Below are 16961 nucleotides of genomic sequence, written 5' to 3' on the forward strand. Positions count from 1 at the left end.
CGGGTTACGGTGAGGTGCAACGGAGAAATTTCTAGATTTGGCGATCTTTGATGTTGACGCCCCTAGATATTGTGCTCCCCCGCGAAAATAGCCGCGTCGCTGAATCTCACGGGAAAGAAAGCCGCGAAAAAGGCCGATCAGGCTTCTGACTTGGCGCCGCGGAGCGCGGAAAAACACAAGGCTGCCAACATGATAGCGACGCCCAACCATTGCAGGGGCAGGAGCGCCTCGCCGCGCCAGAGCACGGCGACGAAGATCGTGATGACCGGCTCGAGGTTCAGCATGACCGCGGCCTGGCTCGGCGGCAGGTATTTGAGCGCGCCGAACATGAATCCGAGGCCGAGGATGTAGCAGAAGATGACCGCGCCGATCATCGCCCAGCCGAAGCCGGTCGCCGGCCAGGCGACGCCGCCGGCGAGCGCCAGGAAGGCGCCGAGCGCCAGGGCGCCCCAGAGATTGGTCCAGATGTTGACGGTCAGGCTGTCCACGCCCTCGAGGTAGGGGCCGCTGAAGGTCAGGTTGCCGGCGATCCCCAAGGCCGCCATCAGCACCAAGGCGATGCCGCGCCAGTCGATGTCGTCGGTCTCGAGCCCCACCGCCATCACCAGGCCGGTGAAGGCGACCAGCAAGGCCAACGCCTTGGGCAGCCGGATCCGCTCGCGGCCGGAAACCGCGGCCAGCAGTCCCACCAGCAGCGGAAAGCTGTAGAGCAGCACCACCGCCAGGCTCACCTTGATGAAATAGACCGAGGAGAGATAGCCGACCGACATCAAGAGGATGCCGAGCCCCATCGGGAAGCTGGCGATGAAGGTCCGCCGCGGCAGCTTCAAGGAGCGGCGCTGCAGCGATTGATAAACCGCCACCACCAGGATGAAGGCGACCGAGCGCGCCTCGACCACGGTCAAGGGATTCGAGCCCGCCTCATAGGCAAACTTCGAGAAAGTGGTGATCAGGCTGAAGAAGGTGGCGCAGAGCAGGATCAGCGTCAGGCCGATCGCATAGCGGTGCTGGTTGTCGGTACTCAGGATTCCCCTCCGGAAAGGCGGCTGACTATCGCAAGCCGGTTCCGCTACTGTCCAGCGATGCCGGAAACGATCGTCATCCGTCCCGCCGCGCCCAGCGAAGCGGCCGTGCTGCTCGACGTCATGCGCCGGGCCTTCGCCGAATACCGCGGCGTGCTCGTCCCGGAATCGAGCGTCTTCGTGGAAACGCCGGAATTGATCGCGCAGAAGCTGGCCGGCGGCGGCGGCTTCCTGGTGCTGCAGGACGACCGGCCGGTCGGCTGCATCATCGCCGAGGACAAGGACGGGCACGGCTATCTCGGCCGCCTCGCGGTCGATCCGACCCTCCGCCGGCAGGGCCTGGCGCGGCGGCTGATGCGGACGGGGGAGGGCTTCGTCCAGGCCCGCGGCCACAAGCTCTGCGAGGTCCAGGTGCGGATCGCGCTCGCCGGGAACATCGCCTTGTTCCAGTCGCTGGGCTACCGCGAAACCGACCGCCGCAGCCACCCCGGCTATGCCCAGCCGACCTATCTGGTGATGGAAAAATCCCTGGAATGACGGGTATTTGCGGGGCTTCGGCGGGGTTCCGGCTGCCTTGCCTCAGAGGGGCGCGCTGGCTATAGTGCGGCCGATTTCAGGCCGGTTCTCAACCTTTCGGAGTCCCATGTCGTTCGGCACTTGGCTTTTCACCCGTCTGCACGGCGCGCTGGTCGGGACGGATGCTTACGGCAACCGCTACTACATTGACCGCCGGACCAAGGGCGAGAAGCGGGAGCGCCGCTGGGTCATGTACAAGGGCGCGCCCGAGGCGAGCAAGGTTCCCCCGGAATGGCATGCCTGGCTGCATTCGAACCTGGCCGAGCCGCCGGTGCAGGGCACCGCGCCCAAGGCCTGGCAGAAGCCGCATATTCCGAATCTGACCGGCACCGGCCAGGCCTATCTGCCGCCGGGCCATACCTTGATGGGCGGGCATCGCGCCAAGGCGACCGGCGACTACGAGCCCTGGACGCCGGCTTGAGTCCAAGGGGCCTGTTTTAAACCAGATGCGACGAGCAGCGCCGATCCGGGGTGAGGCGGCGCGCTCTTGATGGGGAGAGCCTGAAGATGCAGCGCAATGTGCTGGAAACCGTGATGGGCGCCGTCGTGCTGCTGGCCGCGGCGGCCTTCCTGTTCATCGTCTACAACGCCTCCGGCGTGAAGCAGGCGAGCAACGGCTATCACCTCATCATGCGCCTCGACCAGGGCGGCTCGATCACCCCGGGCACCGACGTGCGCGCCGCCGGCGTCAAGGTCGGCACCGTGGTGAAGCAGGAATTCGATGCCAAGAATTTCCAGGCGGTGATCACCCTCGACATCGCCGGCGACGTCCAGCTCGACACCGAGACCGCCGCGAACGTCGATCAGGACGGCCTGCTCGGCAATCCTTATGTCAACCTGCAGCTGGGCGGCGGCGACGAGTTCCTGAAGGACGGCGACACCTTCCGCCACGCGACCGGCGCCTTGAGCCTCAACAAGCTCATCGGCATGGCGCTCTCCGGCGGCGACAAGAAGAGCGAAGACCAGATCCAATAGGGATGCCCCGGGCTCTTGCCGGAGCCCCGACGGCTGCTAACATATGAGCCATGGCGACAAGCGAGACCGACGATCAGGGCTTCAGCCCGCCCACCTGGAAACAGCCGGACGGCAAGCCGGTCTCCTGCCTTGAAAAAATCAAAGTCTTGAACCAGAACCTCGAGGAGATCCGCGGCCTCGCCCAGGACGCCCTGGAAGACGCGGTCTTGATGGGTTGCGACGAGGCGCAGATCCGCGCCGTGTTCAACGACATGCTCGAAGGCCTGAAGAACCCCTACCGAAAGCCGAAATGAGTCTGACCCGGTTCTCTCTCGCGGCGGCGACGCTGGCGCTGCTGCCAATGGTGTTTTCTGGTCCGGCTGCCGCGATTCCCATGGACACCGTGCTCTTGCAGGGCCTGGACAAGATCACCGCTCGGGTCTCGGAGATCAAGGTGCCGGTCGGCGGCACCGTCAGCTTCGGCGCGCTGCAGATCACCGCGCGGGCCTGCGACAAGCACCCGCCGGAAGAAGCGCCGGAAGCCGCCGCCTTCCTCGAAGTGGTCGAGGTGAAGCCGGACGAGAAGCCGGTGCAGCGTTTCTCGGGCTGGATGTTCGCCTCGAGCCCGGCGCTCTCGGCCCTGGAACACCCGGTCTACGACCTGATCGTGCTCGACTGCGTGAATGCCGACGGCAGCACCGGCGAACCGCCCGCCGCCGACCCCGCCGCGCCGGCCGGGGATAAAGACAAGAAGCCGGCCGCGCCCGCGGAACCCGCGCCGCAGTAGCCGCTACTTCTTCCCGATCAGCGCTTCGAGCGCTTCCGGGTCCATGTCGATGGAGAAATGCGCCTGCCGCGCCAGGGCCGAAGTCAGGCGCTTGCGATAATCCTCGCGCGGGATTTCCAGCGCGCCGAAGCCGGAGAGATGCTTGGTGACGAACTGGGTGTCGAGCAGGCCGTAATTGCCCTGCCGCAGCCGGGCGACCAGGTGCACCAGCGCCACCTTGCTGGCATCGGTCGCGGTCGAGAACATGCTTTCGCCGAAGAAGGCGCCGCCCAGCGAGATTCCATAGAGCCCGCCGACCAGCTTGCCCTCGAACCAGGTCTCGACGCTGTGGGCATGGCCCATGCGGTAGAGCTGGCAGCAGAGGTCGAAGATGGTCTGGTTGATCCAGGTCTGGCGGCGGCCCGGCGCCGGCGCGGCGCAGGCCTCGACCACCTCTTCGAACCGGGTGTCGCAGGTGACGGTGAAGGGCCCGTTGCGGATGGTCTTTCTGAGGCTGTGCGAGACATGGAAGGAATCCAGCGGGATGATGCCGCGCGCCTCGGGGTCGATCCAGTAGAGCTCGGGATCGTTGCGCGCCTCGGCCATCGGGAAAATGCCGATGGCATAGGCCCGGAGCAGCATTTCCGCGGTGATCTTGGCCGGCTTCGCCCTGTTCGACATCGATTCCGATCGGTGTCCACGCCATTCCGTTATGGGAAGGCTATCACCGCCATGCGCCCGCTGGCCACCCGGAATGAGTCGTCCTGGCTCCAAATCACACAGGCTTGACAGCGGAATGTGACGAGTCGCGAGGCTTGTGCTGCACTCGCTCAAATTCGCGCCAAATAGAAGAGCCCGTCACTCGCCACAGCCTCTTCAATAGAGTTCCTTCCCCAAGATGGGGGGCTAGGTAGGGGGTTGATGCAGCCGTGATGATGCAGGAAGAAGCGCCGAACGACGATCCAGCGCCCTCAGCGCCGAGAATCAAATCTCGCCGGCGACGAACTTCTCCAGCCAGCGGATATCATAGGCGCCGTTGATGAAATCCGGCGCCGCGATGATGCGGCTGTGCAGCGGCGTGTTGGTCTTGATGCCGCCGATCACCATCTCCTCGAGCGCGCGGCGGAGCCGCATCAGGCATTCGTTGCGGCTGCGCCCGTGCACCACCAGCTTGGCGACCAGGCTGTCGTAGTTCGGCGGCACGCGATAGCCGGAATAGAGCGCGGAATCGACCCGCACGCCCAGGCCCCCGGCCGGGTGATAGTCGGTGACGCGGCCGGGCGAAGGCAGGAAGGTCTCCGGATCCTCGGCGTTGAGCCGGCACTCGATCGCATGGCCGTTGATCACCACGTCCTCCTGGGTGAAGGACAGCGGCGCGCCGGCGGCGACGCGGATCTGCTCGCGCACCAGGTCGATGCCGGTGATCATCTCGGTCACCGGATGCTCGATCTGCAGCCTTGTGTTCATCTCGATGAAGTAGAACTCGCCGTCCTGGAACAGGAACTCGATGGTGCCGGCCGACTTGTAGCCCATCGACTTCATCGCATCGGCGGCGATCTTGCCGATCTTGGCCCGCTGCGCCGCGTTCAAGGCGGGCGAGGGCGCTTCTTCCAGCACCTTTTGATGGCGGCGTTGCAGCGAGCAGTCGCGCTCGCCGAGATGCACCACGTTGCCGTGGCTGTCGCCGATGATCTGGATCTCGATATGCCGCGGGTGGGAGAGATACTTCTCCATATAGACCGCGTCGTTGCCGAATGCCGCCTTGGCTTCGGTGCGCGCCATGGAATAGGCGGCCATCAGGTCGGCCTCGGAGGTTGCGACCCGCATGCCCTTGCCGCCGCCGCCGGCCGCCGCCTTGATCAGCACCGGATAGCCGGTCTCCTCGGCGATGCGTTTCGCTTCCGCCTCGCCGCTGATCTCGCCGTCGGAGCCCGGGACCACCGGGATGCCGAAGCGCTTGGCCGCGTCCTTGGCCTGCACCTTGTCGCCCATGATGACCAGATGCTCGGGGCTGGGGCCGATGAAGGTGATGCCGTGCTCCTCGACCATCTGGGCGAAGGCGGCGTTCTCCGAGAGGAAGCCGATGCCGGGATGGATCGCGTCGGCGCCGGTGATGGTGGCGGCGGAGATGATCGCCGCCATGTTGAGATAGGAGTCGCGCGAGGCCGGCGGCCCGATGCAGACACTCTCGTCGGCCAGGCGCACGTTCATCGCCTCGGCGTCGGCGGTCGAATGCACGGCGACGGTGCGGATGCCCATCTCGCGGCAGGCGCGATGGATGCGAAGCGCGATCTCGCCGCGGTTGGCGATCAGGACCTTTTCGAACATTCTTCTACTGGATGATCATCATGGCTTCGCCGAACTCGACCGGCTGGCCGTCGGCGATCAGGATGTCCTTCACGGTGCCGGAGACCGGCGCCTGGATCGGGTTCATCACCTTCATCGCCTCGATGATCAGCACGGTCTGGCCCTTGTTCACGCGGTCGCCCGCCTTCACGAAGGGCGCCGCACCCGGCTCGGGCGCGAGATAGGCGGTGCCGACCATCGGCGAGGTCAAGGCGCCCGCGGGCACGCCGCCGCCGGATGCCGGCGCCGCCGCCGGTGCGGCGGGCGCGGCTGCGGCGGGCGCGGCAGCCGCGACCGGAAACTGCACGGCGCCGGCGGCGCCGCTGTTGACGCGGATGCGCTTGCCCTCGCTCTCGAACTCGATCTCGCTGAGACCGGTATCCTTCAAGAGCCCGGCCAGTTTCCGGACCAGGGCTTCATCGACGTCGAACTTGCTCATGCACGCCTCTTCTTGGACTTGGGGCCTTTGGACTCAGGCTTGGCCGCCTTCAGGATGTTCGCGCCCAGGATTCCCGCAAGGGCATCGACCGCCAGCACGTAGCCCTGCGGGCCGAGCCCGACGATCACGCCGGCGGCCGCGCTGCTGACGAAGGAATGATGCCGGAAGCTCTCGCGGCGGTGGATGTTGGAGAGATGCACCTCGATCACCGGCAGCTCGGTGAAGATCAGCGCATCCAGGAGCGCCACCGAAGTGTGGCTGAGGCCCCCCGGGTTGATGATGATGGCCCGGGCGCTGTCGCGCGCCTCCTGGGCCCAGGTGACCAGATGGCCTTCATGGTTGGACTGGCGGAAGTCCACGCTGAGCCCGAATTCCTTCGCCCGCGCGACCACCGAAGCCGCGATATCGTCCAGCGTGGCGCGGCCATAGATCTCCGGCTGCCGCTGCCCCAGCAGATTGAGGTTCGGCCCGTTCAGCACCAGCAGATCGGTGGTTTCGCGTTTTGCGGATTTCGCCAAGAATCGCTCGCCCAATTTTAGGTCAGAAAGAATCGGTCAGGGACGCCCGAAACGGGCTTGTCGCCCGGGCCCTTATAGCCAGCGCTTGGAGGGATCGCAACAAAACCGGCCTTTTGCCCCGGGCAGGACGCCGCCGCCTTCGGGCAAAAGCCGGAAATCGCTGGAGAATCCGGCGCCCGCGCCGGGCCGGGTCAGCTGCCGCGGGCCTTCTTGATCAGGTCTTTCAGCTGTTCCAGCGGCACCGCGCCTTCGACCACCTGGTCGCCGATGATGAAGGTCGGGGTCGCGCCGATGTCCAGCGTCTTGGCCAGGTCATGGTTGGCCGAGATCGCCGGCTTGATCTTGTCGCTCTGCATGTCGGCTTCGAGCTTCTCGGGGTCGAGCCCGACCTTGGCGGCGATGCTCTTGATCACCTCCATGTCGAACGGGCCGCGATGCTCCATCAGCGCCTGGTGGAATTCCCAATACTTGCCCTGGCCGACCGAGGCGAGCGCCGCCTGCGAGGCGAGGATGGAATCCTGGCCGAGGATCGGGAACTCCTTCATCACCAGCCGGACACCCTTGTCCTCCTCGATCAGCTTCTGCAGCGGCGAGGCGACCGCCTTGCAATAGGGGCAGTGGTAATCGAAGAACTCGACCACGGTCACGTCGCCCATCGGGTTGCCGGCGACCGGCGTCGCCGGGTCGTTGAACAGGGCGTCCTTGTTCTGGAGCACCGCCTGGGTCTGGGCGTCGGCCTTGCTCTGCTCTTCCTTGGCCTGCAATTCCTGGATCGCCTCGCGGATCACCTCGGGATTCTTCAGCAGGTAATCGTGGACGATCTTTTCGATCTCGGTCTTCTGCTCGGGTGTCATGCCGGGATTGGTGCCGGTCTCCTGCGCGGCAGCGAGCGGGGTCAGCAGCAGGAGCGCCAGCAGGGCGCTGAACAAGGTCTTCATCTGGGGTCCTTCATCGGAAAAAACTCACTCGTCGTCCTCGCCTTCCGCGCCACCGGTGGCGGAGATGATGTCGTCGGCCTGCAGCGCGCCGCGCGAGCCGGCGGGCAGCCCTTTCAGCGCGTGGCGGGCCCAGGCGCGGGCTTCCTTCTTGTCGCCCCGGGCCATGGCTTCCTGGGCCTGGGCGAGCGCGGACATCGGCACGTTGTCGTCCCGGCCATAGGCGATGGCGAGCAGCCGCCAGACCTCGGGATCCTTGGCCTGCATCGCCGCGGCGAATTCCAGGTTCTGGATCGCCGGCTTCACATAGCGCGGGTCCTCGGTCTCGAGCTCGGCCTGGCCGAGCTCCTGGCGCAGCAGCGCCTCGCGCGGCTGCAGCTCGACGGCGCGGTGGTAGAGCTGGACGGCGTCGGCGACCCGGCCGTTCTGGAACAGGATCTGCGCCTTCTGCTCGATATAGAAGGCATCGTCCGGCGATTCTTTCAGCAGGCTGTCCATCAGGGTCAGGGCATCGTTCATCCGGCTGACGCGGAAGAAGGCGATCGCGCGGGCATAGCGCGCCGGCTGCGAGGTGTCGCTCGGCGGATAGGCCAGCATCACCTGGTTCAGCGGCCACAGGAAGCCCTTGAGCTTGGCCAGCATGCGCTGGTGCCGCTCCACCAGCTGCGGCGAATCATGGGCGTCGCTGTAGGGCGACTGGTCGACATGCGCCTGCACGGAATCGACGCGGTCGCGGGTCAGCGGATGGGTCTGCAGATAGGGATCCTGACGCTCGGTGTTCAGCGAGATCTGGTCCTCGAGCTTCTCGAAGAACTGCAGCATGCCGCGCGAGGACTGGTGCGTCTCGTCCAGGAACTTCATGCCCGCCTGGTCGGCCGAGGCTTCCTGGGTGCGGCTGTATTTCAGGACGTCGCGCAACGCCATGCCCTGGCCCAGCACCATCGTGCCGGCGCCGACCCCCGGATTGCCGGTGGCGATGCCGGCGGCGGCGCCGGCCAGCATGGCCAGGATGCTCTGGATCGTCGCGTTGCGCATCTCGTCCTGGATCCGCACCAGGTGGCCGCCGGCGATATGGCCGGTTTCGTGCGCGATCACGCCGATCACCTGGTTCGGGTTGTCGGCCCGCATCAGCAGCCCGGTGTTGATGTACATGTTCATCCCGCCCGCGACGAAGGCGTTGATCCGGTTGTCGTTGACCAGATGCACCTGGATCGCGGAGGCGTCGAGCCCGGCGGCCTTGAAGATCGGGTCGGCATAGGCGCGGATGGTCGCTTCGATCTCGGCGTCGCGGATCAGGCCCACGCCCTGGGCCGCGGCGGGAAGCGCGGTGACCAGCGTCGCCACCACGGCCGCTGCAAGCCAGCTGGCGCGGCGAAGCAGTCGGTTGATCAAATCCTGGGTCCTTCTCTATGCTCGCCCCGGCTCGAGCGGCTGCCTCCAAGAACGGCGGCGGTTCGGGCGGGTTGCAGCCGCGGGCCCTCGCTGAGCCGGTGGATTGAAGCCGAGCCGCTGAACCGCGGGTGCAAAACCGATCCCTGGGGAGAGCAGAACATGCCTAGCGCCTATCATACTTTACCGGTGCGATCCAGGGTCGCCCCGGCCCCGCCGAAACCCCGCGACGAAGGGCGCAAATCCGGAGATTTCGGCGGCTTTGTCAGGTTCAACGCCCGGGCCAAGGCGATCCTGCTCGGCGCCGCTTTGCTGCCGGCGCTGGCGGCCTGCGGCGGGGGACCCGTCGCCCGGACCACGGTCAACTCGAACGACAAGCTGCAATCCACCCGCGCCCAGGGCAATCCGGAAAACGTCGGCCCCTTCGGCGACAGCTGGTGGCAATCCGACATGCGCGGCGGCGCGGTGGTGGACGAGCCGCGCGCCGCCCTGGTCGCCCGCGACGTGCTGGCCAATGGCGGCAACGCCGCCGATGCCGCGGTCGCGGCCTATTTCGCGCTCGCCGTCACCCTGCCTTCGGCGGCGGGCTTGGGCGGCGGCGGCGTCTGCCTGGTGCATGACGCCGAGAAGGAGACCACCGACGTCTTCGACTTCCTGCCGCGCGCGGCCAAGGGCGGGCTGGTCGCGGTGCCGGGCAACGTCCGCGGCATGGCGGCGATCAACGCGCGCTACGGCAAGCTGCCCTGGCCGCAGCTGGTGACGCCGGGCGCCAACCTCGCCGGCACCGGCACGGCGATCAGCCGGGCGCTGGGGACCGAGCTGCAGGCGGCCGGATCACGTCTCGGTGAGGACCCGCAGATGGCGGCGATCTTCACCAAGGACGGCGTGCCGCGCGGCGAGACCGACAACCTGCGCCAGGTCGACCTCGGCGCCGCGCTGGAGCGGATCCGGGTCGGCGGCATCAACGAGTTCTACAGCGGCCAGCTCGGCCGCAACCTCGCCGAGGCCGCGCAGTCGATCGGGGCGCCCTTGACCATCGAGGACCTGCGCGCGTCGAAGACGGTGGTCTACCCGCCGGCGGCGATCGACGTCGGCGAGCAGCAGCTGTTCTTCCCGGCACCGCCCGCTGCCGGCGGCGTGCTCGCCGCGCAGATGGTCGAGGCGCTGGGCGACATCGACGCTTCCAACCCCGCCGAGGTCGCCAAGGCGATCAACGGCCTGATCGCCGATCGGCAGGGCTGGATGAAGCCCGGCGGCGATGCGACCAAGGCGGTGGCGGAACTGACGGCGTCCGATCACCTCGACGCCGCGATGAATGCCCGGCTCGACGCGCCGGGCGCCGCCATGCAGGAGAATCCCTCGGCGACCGGGCTCGTCACCATGGACGCGGACGGGCAAGGCGTTGCCTGCGAGTTCACCATGAACGCGCCCTTCGGCTCGGCGCGGATCGCGCCCGGCACCGGCATCATCCTGGCGCCGGCGCCGAACGACCGCGGCGCCGGCTTCAGCGCCCTGGGGCCGATCATGCAGGCCAGCAACCACAGCGGCCGGCTCTACTTCCTGGCGGCGGGCGGCGGCGGCGCGCCGGCGGCCATCGCCAAGGCGCTGCTGTTCCACGCGGTCGCCCGCGACGATCTGGCGATCGACAAGGCGATGGGCGACGGCCGGCTGTTCGCCGACGGCGCCGGCACGGTCTATCTCGAGGACAAGCTCGCCGGCGCGCAGGGCGGCGTCTCCGGCGCCGGCTTCAAGGTCGAGCATGCCGAGAAGCTCGGCCGGGTGAACGCGATCTGGTGCCCGAAGAGCACGCCCGACACGCCCGACAGCTGCCAGCTCCGCAACGACTTCCGCGGCAGCGGCCTCACCACCACCGTCAACAACCAATGAGTCCGCGCCCGTGAAACCCGGCGCGCCGCCGAAGATCTCGAAACGCTCGGCGATCGATCCCTTCATCGTCATGGATGTGATGCGCGCCGCCGGCGACTATGCGCGCCGCGCCGCGGCGGAGAATCTGCCCGAGGTGCTGCATCTCGAGGTCGGCCAGCCGAGCACGCCGGCGCCGCGCCGCGCGCGCGAGGCGGCCGCCGCGGCGCTGGAGGCGGGGCCGCTCGGCTATACCGAGGCGCTGGGCCAGCTCGAGCTCCGGCAGCGGATCGCCAAACACTATGCCGACTTCTACGGCTGCGCGCTCCCCGTCGAGCGGATCGCCGCCACCACCGGCTCCTCGGGCGGCTTCCTGCTGGCCTTCCTCGCCGCCTTCGATCCCGGCGACCGCGTGGCGCTGGCCAGCCCCGGCTATCCCTGCTACCGGCAGATCCTCTCGGTGCTCGGCATCGAGCCGGTGCTGATCGAGACCCAGCCCGAAACCAAGTTCCAGCCGACCCCGGCATTGCTCGACAAGCGCATCGCCGATGGGGGCCGGATCGACGGCCTGATCCTCGCCTCGCCGTCGAACCCGGTAGGCGCCATGGTCACGCCGGCGGAGCTTGAGGCGCTGGCCCAGTGGTGCGACGCCCATGGCGTGCGCCTGATCTCGGACGAGATCTACCACGGCGTCACCTACGGGATGCAGGCGGCGACCGCGGCGCAGTTCAGCGATCATGCGATCGTCATCAACAGCTTCTCGAAATATTTCTCGATGACCGGCTGGCGTTTGGGCTGGCTCGGCCTCCCGCCGGACCTGATGCGCCCGGTCGAGCGCCTGGCGCAGAACCTCTTCATCTCCCCGCCGGCGGTCAGCCAGGCCGCCGGCCTCGGCGCCTTCGACGCGATCGACGAGCTCGACGCCAACGTCCGCCGCTACGCCGAGAACCGCGCGCTGCTGCTCGAAGAACTGCCGAAAGCCGGCTTCACCAGGCTCACGGTCCCCGACGGCGCCTTCTACCTCTACGCCGACGTCGCGGATTTCACGTCGGACAGCCTCGACTTCTCCAAGCGCATGCTGGCGGAGACCGGCATCGCCGCCACGCCAGGCCTGGATTTCGACCCCGCGCGCGGCGCCCACTTCATGCGCTTCTCCTTCGCCGGCGCCACCGCCGACATGGCGGAAGCCGCGCGGCGCCTGAAGGCCTGGCACAACAAGGCGCGGAGGTAGGGGACCCTCGGTTCCGGACAGCGCGCAAAGGCTCTCGCCTTCTTCCCGCCCCCAAGATGGGGGCGGGCGAGGGTGGGGGTTGATGCAGCCGTGATCTTTCAGAGCGTGACCGAACGAAGATCCAGCGCGCATCAAACCGCGGCGACAAGAAACGCAACTCCCGACAAGGCGAAGCCGACCCCCGGGTCGCACGAACCCGGGGGCTCAGCTGGGCCTGTCCACCGAAGCCTTGGCGAAGGTGGATGAGGGGGCGCGCACCGGCAGGTGCGCAGCGCGCGAGCGCTAAGTCAGCTTTAGGCGCCATCGACTTCCTGTTCGGAGAACCAGCCTTTACTGACGACATGCATTTTTGCCGCCAGTGGCTGATCGGTGTACATAATCAGCGCTAGGCTCTTCTTTGCTCGGCTACAAGTTACGTACAGCAATCTACGCGTCCGATCGATTGAGTTGTCTTTACCCTCACCCGCAAGCTCGGTATCTCTCGCCGAGAGTGGTTCGACCCCGAACAACTTATTGTATGAAAACATAAAGCCGCGCTCTTCTTCCTTGTCGATGACGACAAGAACCCTATCGAATTCGAGTCCTTTGACCCCTTGGTGCGTGTCAAAGGAAGCCGCTCCGCTCACGTAGTGCTTGTAAATGGGAATTTGATCGAACGGCGCCTCCAGCAGCCCTTCCAAAGCCCGCAGACGTTCTGGTAACGGATCATGTACTTCGTCGTCCGCCTGCTCCGAAACAGAGGAGGATCTCAAGGCTACAAGGGGCTGCCATACGTCTGGAATTTCGAAAAGGCCCGTCGCAGAGATGCTATCAAGCACCTCGCCGCATGAAGGAACTCGGTCATTCCAGAGTAACATCAGAGCCGCGACGGCATCTCGCGCTTTCTTCAGCGCTTCTCCCTCGGGAGTAGCTTTCAAAACATCGGGAGATACGAGTGGACTACGCTTCAGCACAATTCTAGCCACTGCGAATTTGTCGTCATGCTGTTCGGCCTCGACGAGTGGAAGAATGACTTCAGAGAAAAAGCTTACAGCGGGTAACGTGCCTTCAATGACACCAGTTCGCCAACTGTCGACCAACATTAAGGGTGTCAGGACAGCTTCAAAACCAAGGCGTTTAGCAGCCATGTGATGCTCTAGGGTCAGAATTTTGCACCGATCTCGTGTTCGCCAATCCTCGTCCTTCGTGATATCCGCCATTAATCCCCGAACTGACTCCTCCGTCGCCTGACGGTCGGCGCTATTGGGGCGCAGAAAAAGCCGTACAGTCCCATCGATAGCATCGCTACGTGGAGCCTGGTCACGAGCATCAGCGTCCGATCTAATTTTATTGATGAGCTGAATGACGCGATTTGGGCATCTATGATTTAGCTTCTTGATAGGCGTAGCCCAGGTGTCAGGAATATCCTTCTCAATATTGTCTTTTCCATCTTGGTAGATGCGCTGCATCACATCGCCGATTAGGCCCAAGCAAAATCGACCCTCATGGAGTCGCGCTGTCGCTAGAAGTGCGTCAACAAGGTCTTTGTTTGTGTCTTGGCTCTCGTCGATCAGCAATAAAGGAAAGCGACCGATCAAGATAGACTGCATGAGCGGTTTAGAGCTGATGAAGTTTGCGCAGATCGAAATCACCTCGTGGTGGTTAAGCGAGTTCGGCTCTCTGTTCTCGCCGGTTGGGCTGTATGCAAACTTCTTTATCGAGCTTAAGCGCGCGAGCCTCTTCGAGGACGAAGCGATCTTGGCTTGACGCGCTATAGAAGCTTTGCCCCCGCGGCCCTTTTTTTCCTCTTCATTCAGCTTCTCGATTCTGGCTCGAAGAATTTCCCGAAGTGCTTCGCGAATGTCATGAGTAAGCCCGTTGATAAGCTCCCAAGCGAAACTATGAATTGTAGAAACATTAAACAGCGGATTTGAAGCAATTCGGCGCTGAATCTCGTCCGCGGCTGCGTTCGTGTACGTAATTACTCCGATACGCTGCCCTCGCAGTCGGAAGTGGTCGGCTTGGTTAGCACGAACATGATTTAAGGCCTGAACCAGTGTCTTTGTCTTCCCAGAGCCAGCGCCAGCATAGAGAAAGAAGCTCCGAGGTTTCTTCGGATCCAAGTAGCCCGCGATTTCCTTGTCGACGTGATCATCGGTCGCGAAATTATTGTTAGCGGTTTCTGTTATCATGCCGCTGCCTTCTTCGCTTCAGATTCCTTGGTTGTCGCAACACCGAGATCTTTATGCTGCTTTCTGAGTTGCCCAGATAGCCAAAGCAAAGCCTCCTTGATGTAAACCGGTGGCTTAATGGCTTTGGGATCTTCGATCTCTAAGAGATCGAGCGCGAACTCTGCCTTGGTGATTGAATCTACGTCCTTAAAGAGTGCCGTGCTTAACGAGGCAATGTCAGGGCTATCGGTAATCGACGTTTTGAAACGCTTGAACGGTCCCGCCTTCGTACTTGCTGCGAAGTAAGCAAGGTTCGTAAGAACTAAAGCATCCTCAAAGGTATTTGAGAGCGCTTCCACCGAAGCTCCCCTGAATTCAACGGTTATAGGAGACTGGTAAGCCACGCGCATAGAGAAGCCTTGCTCTTCATATGGGCGAACCTTGTCCTCCGCCTTCATATCTAGAAGAAAGTCGAGATCGTCTTTCTCAGGCCACCATTTCGCCAGCGTTGCATTCCTGGACTTCAGTTTAGAAGCCCTAAGGGGTACCGCTTTGTCGCCTCCTTCTGTCTTAGCGTCTAAATCAGTGATTATAAGAGTCGTCAGCCCCAACTTCTCAATGAGCAGGCGAAAACGGTGCGCGTGGCTGCCGCCTAAAGGAAGCCATGTGACGTAACTATCCGCGACAACCTTCAGATCTTCATCATGCGCAATGAAATGAGGGCAGAGTATTTCCTCCGCTACGCCTTCGACTAGAACCGCCGCATCGGCGAATAATAGATCGCAATGCGTAACCCGCAAGTAACGCGCAACGAAGCGCTTGGTATTGTCTGCTGGTTCGAAGACTCGACTCAAATCTACTACGCAGGAAGTTGGCACGCTCTTCTGCTTTGAAGGAAGGCGTCGGAAGTACCTGAGCTCGTCAAACTCACACTCATTCGCTACATGACTAGAGTGTGTGCTAATCAACAACTGAGTAGTTAGTTCTTGATTGTCTTTCAGCTCGGGACGCTTGCGAAGTATGCCAAAGGCGTTTCGAATGAACACTTGTTGAACTTGCGTATGCAAATGCGCTTCTGGTTCTTCAATGAGAACGAGGTGCAAGGGGGCAAGTCGGTCTTCCGTCTCCGGGGTCGCCTTCGGCGTTGCTTTCCCGAGGCGTAGCCAAGAATCGCGAAAGCTCATCAGACGAAACACCATTGAGATCAGGTTTTGATAACCCAACCCGTTAGAGTCTTCAGGAAGGCTCAAGTTGATCTTGTTTGTGCCGTCCTCCATCTGAACCATGTACTGAACTGCTGCTTCATGATTCAGACCATCCACCGGTCTAAGGCGGGTAGATATCTGTAGCTGGGGATCAGTCACCCCGGGATATCCAAGCCCTTGCATCTCATCTAAAGACGGCTGAAATCCTGCCTTCAATCGATCGTCAAAGGCGTGTTGAGCGCTCTCGATTGCTTTGAGGGCGAGCAAGTCTTGAGGCCCTGGGTTTTCGTATGGATCGAGATGCTGATTCCAGTATTGGCGGAATTGATTAGACAACTTGCGCGTACCTGGTGCGCCGAGGTTATAATTGTCGTCATCGTCCTTAGAGTTTCCAGCCTGGCCAAAGCCGCGTTGCGCGCCAACTTCATTGATCTTGATTAGACCCTTTAAGGGGTCTCCTTCTATTGGCGTCGCATCTGAAGAAAGTGCTTGCGGTTGCGCAATGCCGTGTCTTGGTTCGACTGCTTTCGTAGGATCTAAGATATACGCTTTGACTTCGAAGGTCCGATTCAACCGTCTTAACAAGTATTCCGTTAGGCTTCGTGGCCAGAGTTGGATCGCGTCAATTGCGGTGCCTTCCTTTCCCTTTTCTTCGTCGCTGAGCTGCGTCTTCAGTGCGTGTTCCCGCGCGGCGAGATAGTCCGCCTGAAGAGCGAACGCATCGCGCGGCTCAAACCGCAGCCGGACGCCCAGCAAGCCTCCTTCCCATTCCAAGGTTGGGATAATTTTCTGAACCAGATGCGCTTGTGGCTTTGGGACTTGGAGCCATAAGTCAACGAACGGAACCACAGAGGACCAGTCTGGAGCAGGCAGTTCCGCCGCCGCCGTCTTGGAGGCCTCCCAGGATTTCCCCATGGCATCGATTTGAGGCCAATGCGACAGAGTGAAGTCAGTCAGAGAGAAATTTCGCCGTTCACCCTCCAGGAGGAAGTATCTGAGGGCGACCATCGCCGAAGTCTTGCCGCTATTGTTCGCGCCGACGAACACCGTTCGTTTCTCTGCGATTCCAATGCGGACGCCCAGGAGCTTTCTAAAGTTTCCGATCTCGACAAAATCTATGTGCATGACTATCCCCCGATAGCAAAACGGGCGCTCCCACAACCCAACGCGCGCCTGTATCAATAGCATTATGCTTTATGGGTTTATAACATAGGCATCTGGTAAATCATAACGGGTGGTTCTGGCGGCTTCGAGAAGCTGGGCGAGGCCGCAAAGATGCCACCGAAAAGTCTGATGCGCATGTTCGGTCCGCGCGGCAATCCCACTGCCAGTAACCTCTTCAGCATCCTCGCTCATCTGCAGCGCCGCGACCGCGTCCATCTGCAGATCCGCCGCGGCAAGTGACGAATTCGCTACCAGGACAAATCTGAACCCGCGCACTTCGGCACCGGACAAGCGACGCCGCTTGTGGTACAATCCGCAGGCTGTTTGAGATCGTGAACCCAGCCTCGAAAGCCGCCGTCGGACGAGGCGCCTTCGCCAGGAGGCCGCGCTTCGATCGCACCGG

Annotated in this window: 17 protein-coding genes; 7 read left to right on the forward strand and 10 right to left on the reverse strand. The window is 63.3% G+C overall.

The window, feature by feature from the left end:
* Positions 1–137 precede the first annotated feature (137 nt).
* Positions 138–1028, reverse strand: coding sequence for a DMT family transporter (locus ACYQ4T_RS02310; RefSeq protein WP_459852022.1), 891 nt, complete (start codon positions 1026–1028; stop codon positions 138–140).
* Positions 1029–1082: 54 nt separating this feature from the next.
* Between ACYQ4T_RS02310 and ACYQ4T_RS02315 the strand changes: the two genes are divergently transcribed.
* The 5 genes from ACYQ4T_RS02315 (at position 1083) to ACYQ4T_RS02335 (ending at position 3339) form a co-directional block, all read left to right on the forward strand.
* On the forward strand, positions 1083–1559 hold the full coding sequence (locus ACYQ4T_RS02315) for a GNAT family N-acetyltransferase (protein ID WP_459850480.1): 477 nt from the start codon (positions 1083–1085) through the stop codon (positions 1557–1559).
* 64 nt (positions 1560–1623) lie between these two features.
* The gene (locus ACYQ4T_RS02320) at positions 1624–2019 is read left to right on the forward strand and encodes an NADH:ubiquinone oxidoreductase subunit NDUFA12 (RefSeq protein ID WP_459850482.1); all 396 of its coding nucleotides are present in this window, start codon (positions 1624–1626) and stop codon (positions 2017–2019) included.
* An 86-nt stretch (positions 2020–2105) separates the two neighbouring features.
* The gene (locus tag ACYQ4T_RS02325) at positions 2106–2573 is read left to right on the forward strand and encodes an MlaD family protein (protein WP_459850484.1); all 468 of its coding nucleotides are present in this window, start codon (positions 2106–2108) and stop codon (positions 2571–2573) included.
* 50 nt (positions 2574–2623) lie between these two features.
* Positions 2624–2866 (forward strand): hypothetical protein, encoded by a 243-nt coding sequence (locus ACYQ4T_RS02330; RefSeq protein WP_459850486.1) that lies wholly within the window; start codon positions 2624–2626, stop codon positions 2864–2866.
* On the forward strand, positions 2863–3339 hold the full coding sequence (locus ACYQ4T_RS02335) for a DUF2155 domain-containing protein (protein ID WP_459850487.1): 477 nt from the start codon (positions 2863–2865) through the stop codon (positions 3337–3339). Before ACYQ4T_RS02330 ends, ACYQ4T_RS02335 begins: the two co-directional genes overlap by 4 nt.
* A gap of 3 nt (positions 3340–3342) precedes the next feature.
* Here ACYQ4T_RS02335 and aat read toward each other — a convergent pair whose 3' ends face one another.
* From aat to ACYQ4T_RS02365, 6 genes are all read right to left on the reverse strand, one after another.
* A complete protein-coding gene (gene aat, locus ACYQ4T_RS02340; RefSeq protein ID WP_459850489.1) occupies positions 3343–3999 on the reverse strand; it encodes a leucyl/phenylalanyl-tRNA--protein transferase in 657 nt (218 codons plus the stop codon).
* A 303-nt stretch (positions 4000–4302) separates the two neighbouring features.
* Positions 4303–5646, reverse strand: coding sequence for an acetyl-CoA carboxylase biotin carboxylase subunit (accC, locus tag ACYQ4T_RS02345; RefSeq protein ID WP_459850490.1), 1344 nt, complete (start codon positions 5644–5646; stop codon positions 4303–4305).
* A 4-nt stretch (positions 5647–5650) separates the two neighbouring features.
* Positions 5651–6103, reverse strand: a complete 453-nt coding sequence (gene accB, locus ACYQ4T_RS02350; protein ID WP_459850492.1) for an acetyl-CoA carboxylase biotin carboxyl carrier protein — start codon at positions 6101–6103, stop codon at positions 5651–5653.
* Positions 6100–6621, reverse strand: coding sequence for a type II 3-dehydroquinate dehydratase (aroQ, locus tag ACYQ4T_RS02355; RefSeq protein ID WP_459850494.1), 522 nt, complete (start codon positions 6619–6621; stop codon positions 6100–6102). Before aroQ ends, accB begins: the two co-directional genes overlap by 4 nt.
* A 191-nt stretch (positions 6622–6812) precedes the next feature.
* On the reverse strand, positions 6813–7559 hold the full coding sequence (locus ACYQ4T_RS02360) for a DsbA family protein (protein WP_459850496.1): 747 nt from the start codon (positions 7557–7559) through the stop codon (positions 6813–6815).
* Positions 7560–7583: 24 nt separating this feature from the next.
* Positions 7584–8948: a M48 family metalloprotease gene (locus ACYQ4T_RS02365; protein WP_459850498.1), complete on the reverse strand. Its 1365-nt coding sequence runs from the start codon at positions 8946–8948 to the stop codon at positions 7584–7586.
* Between the two features lie 159 nt (positions 8949–9107).
* Between ACYQ4T_RS02365 and ACYQ4T_RS02370 the strand changes: the two genes are divergently transcribed.
* Together ACYQ4T_RS02370 and ACYQ4T_RS02375 are read left to right on the forward strand one after the other, a co-directional pair.
* Positions 9108–10832, forward strand: a complete 1725-nt coding sequence (locus ACYQ4T_RS02370; RefSeq protein ID WP_459850500.1) for a gamma-glutamyltransferase — start codon at positions 9108–9110, stop codon at positions 10830–10832.
* A 70-nt stretch (positions 10833–10902) separates the two neighbouring features.
* Complete coding sequence (locus tag ACYQ4T_RS02375) at positions 10903–12039, forward strand: pyridoxal phosphate-dependent aminotransferase (RefSeq protein ID WP_459852024.1); 1137 nt, start codon at positions 10903–10905, stop codon at positions 12037–12039.
* Positions 12040–12332: 293 nt separating this feature from the next.
* On the opposite strand, the gene ACYQ4T_RS02380 is transcribed toward ACYQ4T_RS02375, so the two are convergent.
* The 3 genes from ACYQ4T_RS02380 to ACYQ4T_RS02390 all read right to left on the reverse strand — a co-directional run bounded on the left by ACYQ4T_RS02380 (position 12333) and on the right by ACYQ4T_RS02390 (position 16774).
* The gene (locus ACYQ4T_RS02380; RefSeq protein WP_459850502.1) at positions 12333–14210 is read right to left on the reverse strand and encodes a UvrD-helicase domain-containing protein; all 1878 of its coding nucleotides are present in this window, start codon (positions 14208–14210) and stop codon (positions 12333–12335) included.
* The gene (locus ACYQ4T_RS02385; protein ID WP_459850504.1) at positions 14207–16519 is read right to left on the reverse strand and encodes an AAA family ATPase; all 2313 of its coding nucleotides are present in this window, start codon (positions 16517–16519) and stop codon (positions 14207–14209) included. The genes ACYQ4T_RS02380 and ACYQ4T_RS02385 overlap by 4 nt, the downstream gene beginning before the upstream one ends.
* Positions 16520–16588: 69 nt before the next feature.
* Entirely contained in the window at positions 16589–16774 is a 186-nt protein-coding gene (locus ACYQ4T_RS02390; protein ID WP_459850505.1) for a hypothetical protein, read from the reverse strand.
* Positions 16775–16961 lie beyond the last annotated feature (187 nt).

The sequence above is a fragment of the Dongia sp. agr-C8 genome, assembly GCF_054658695.1.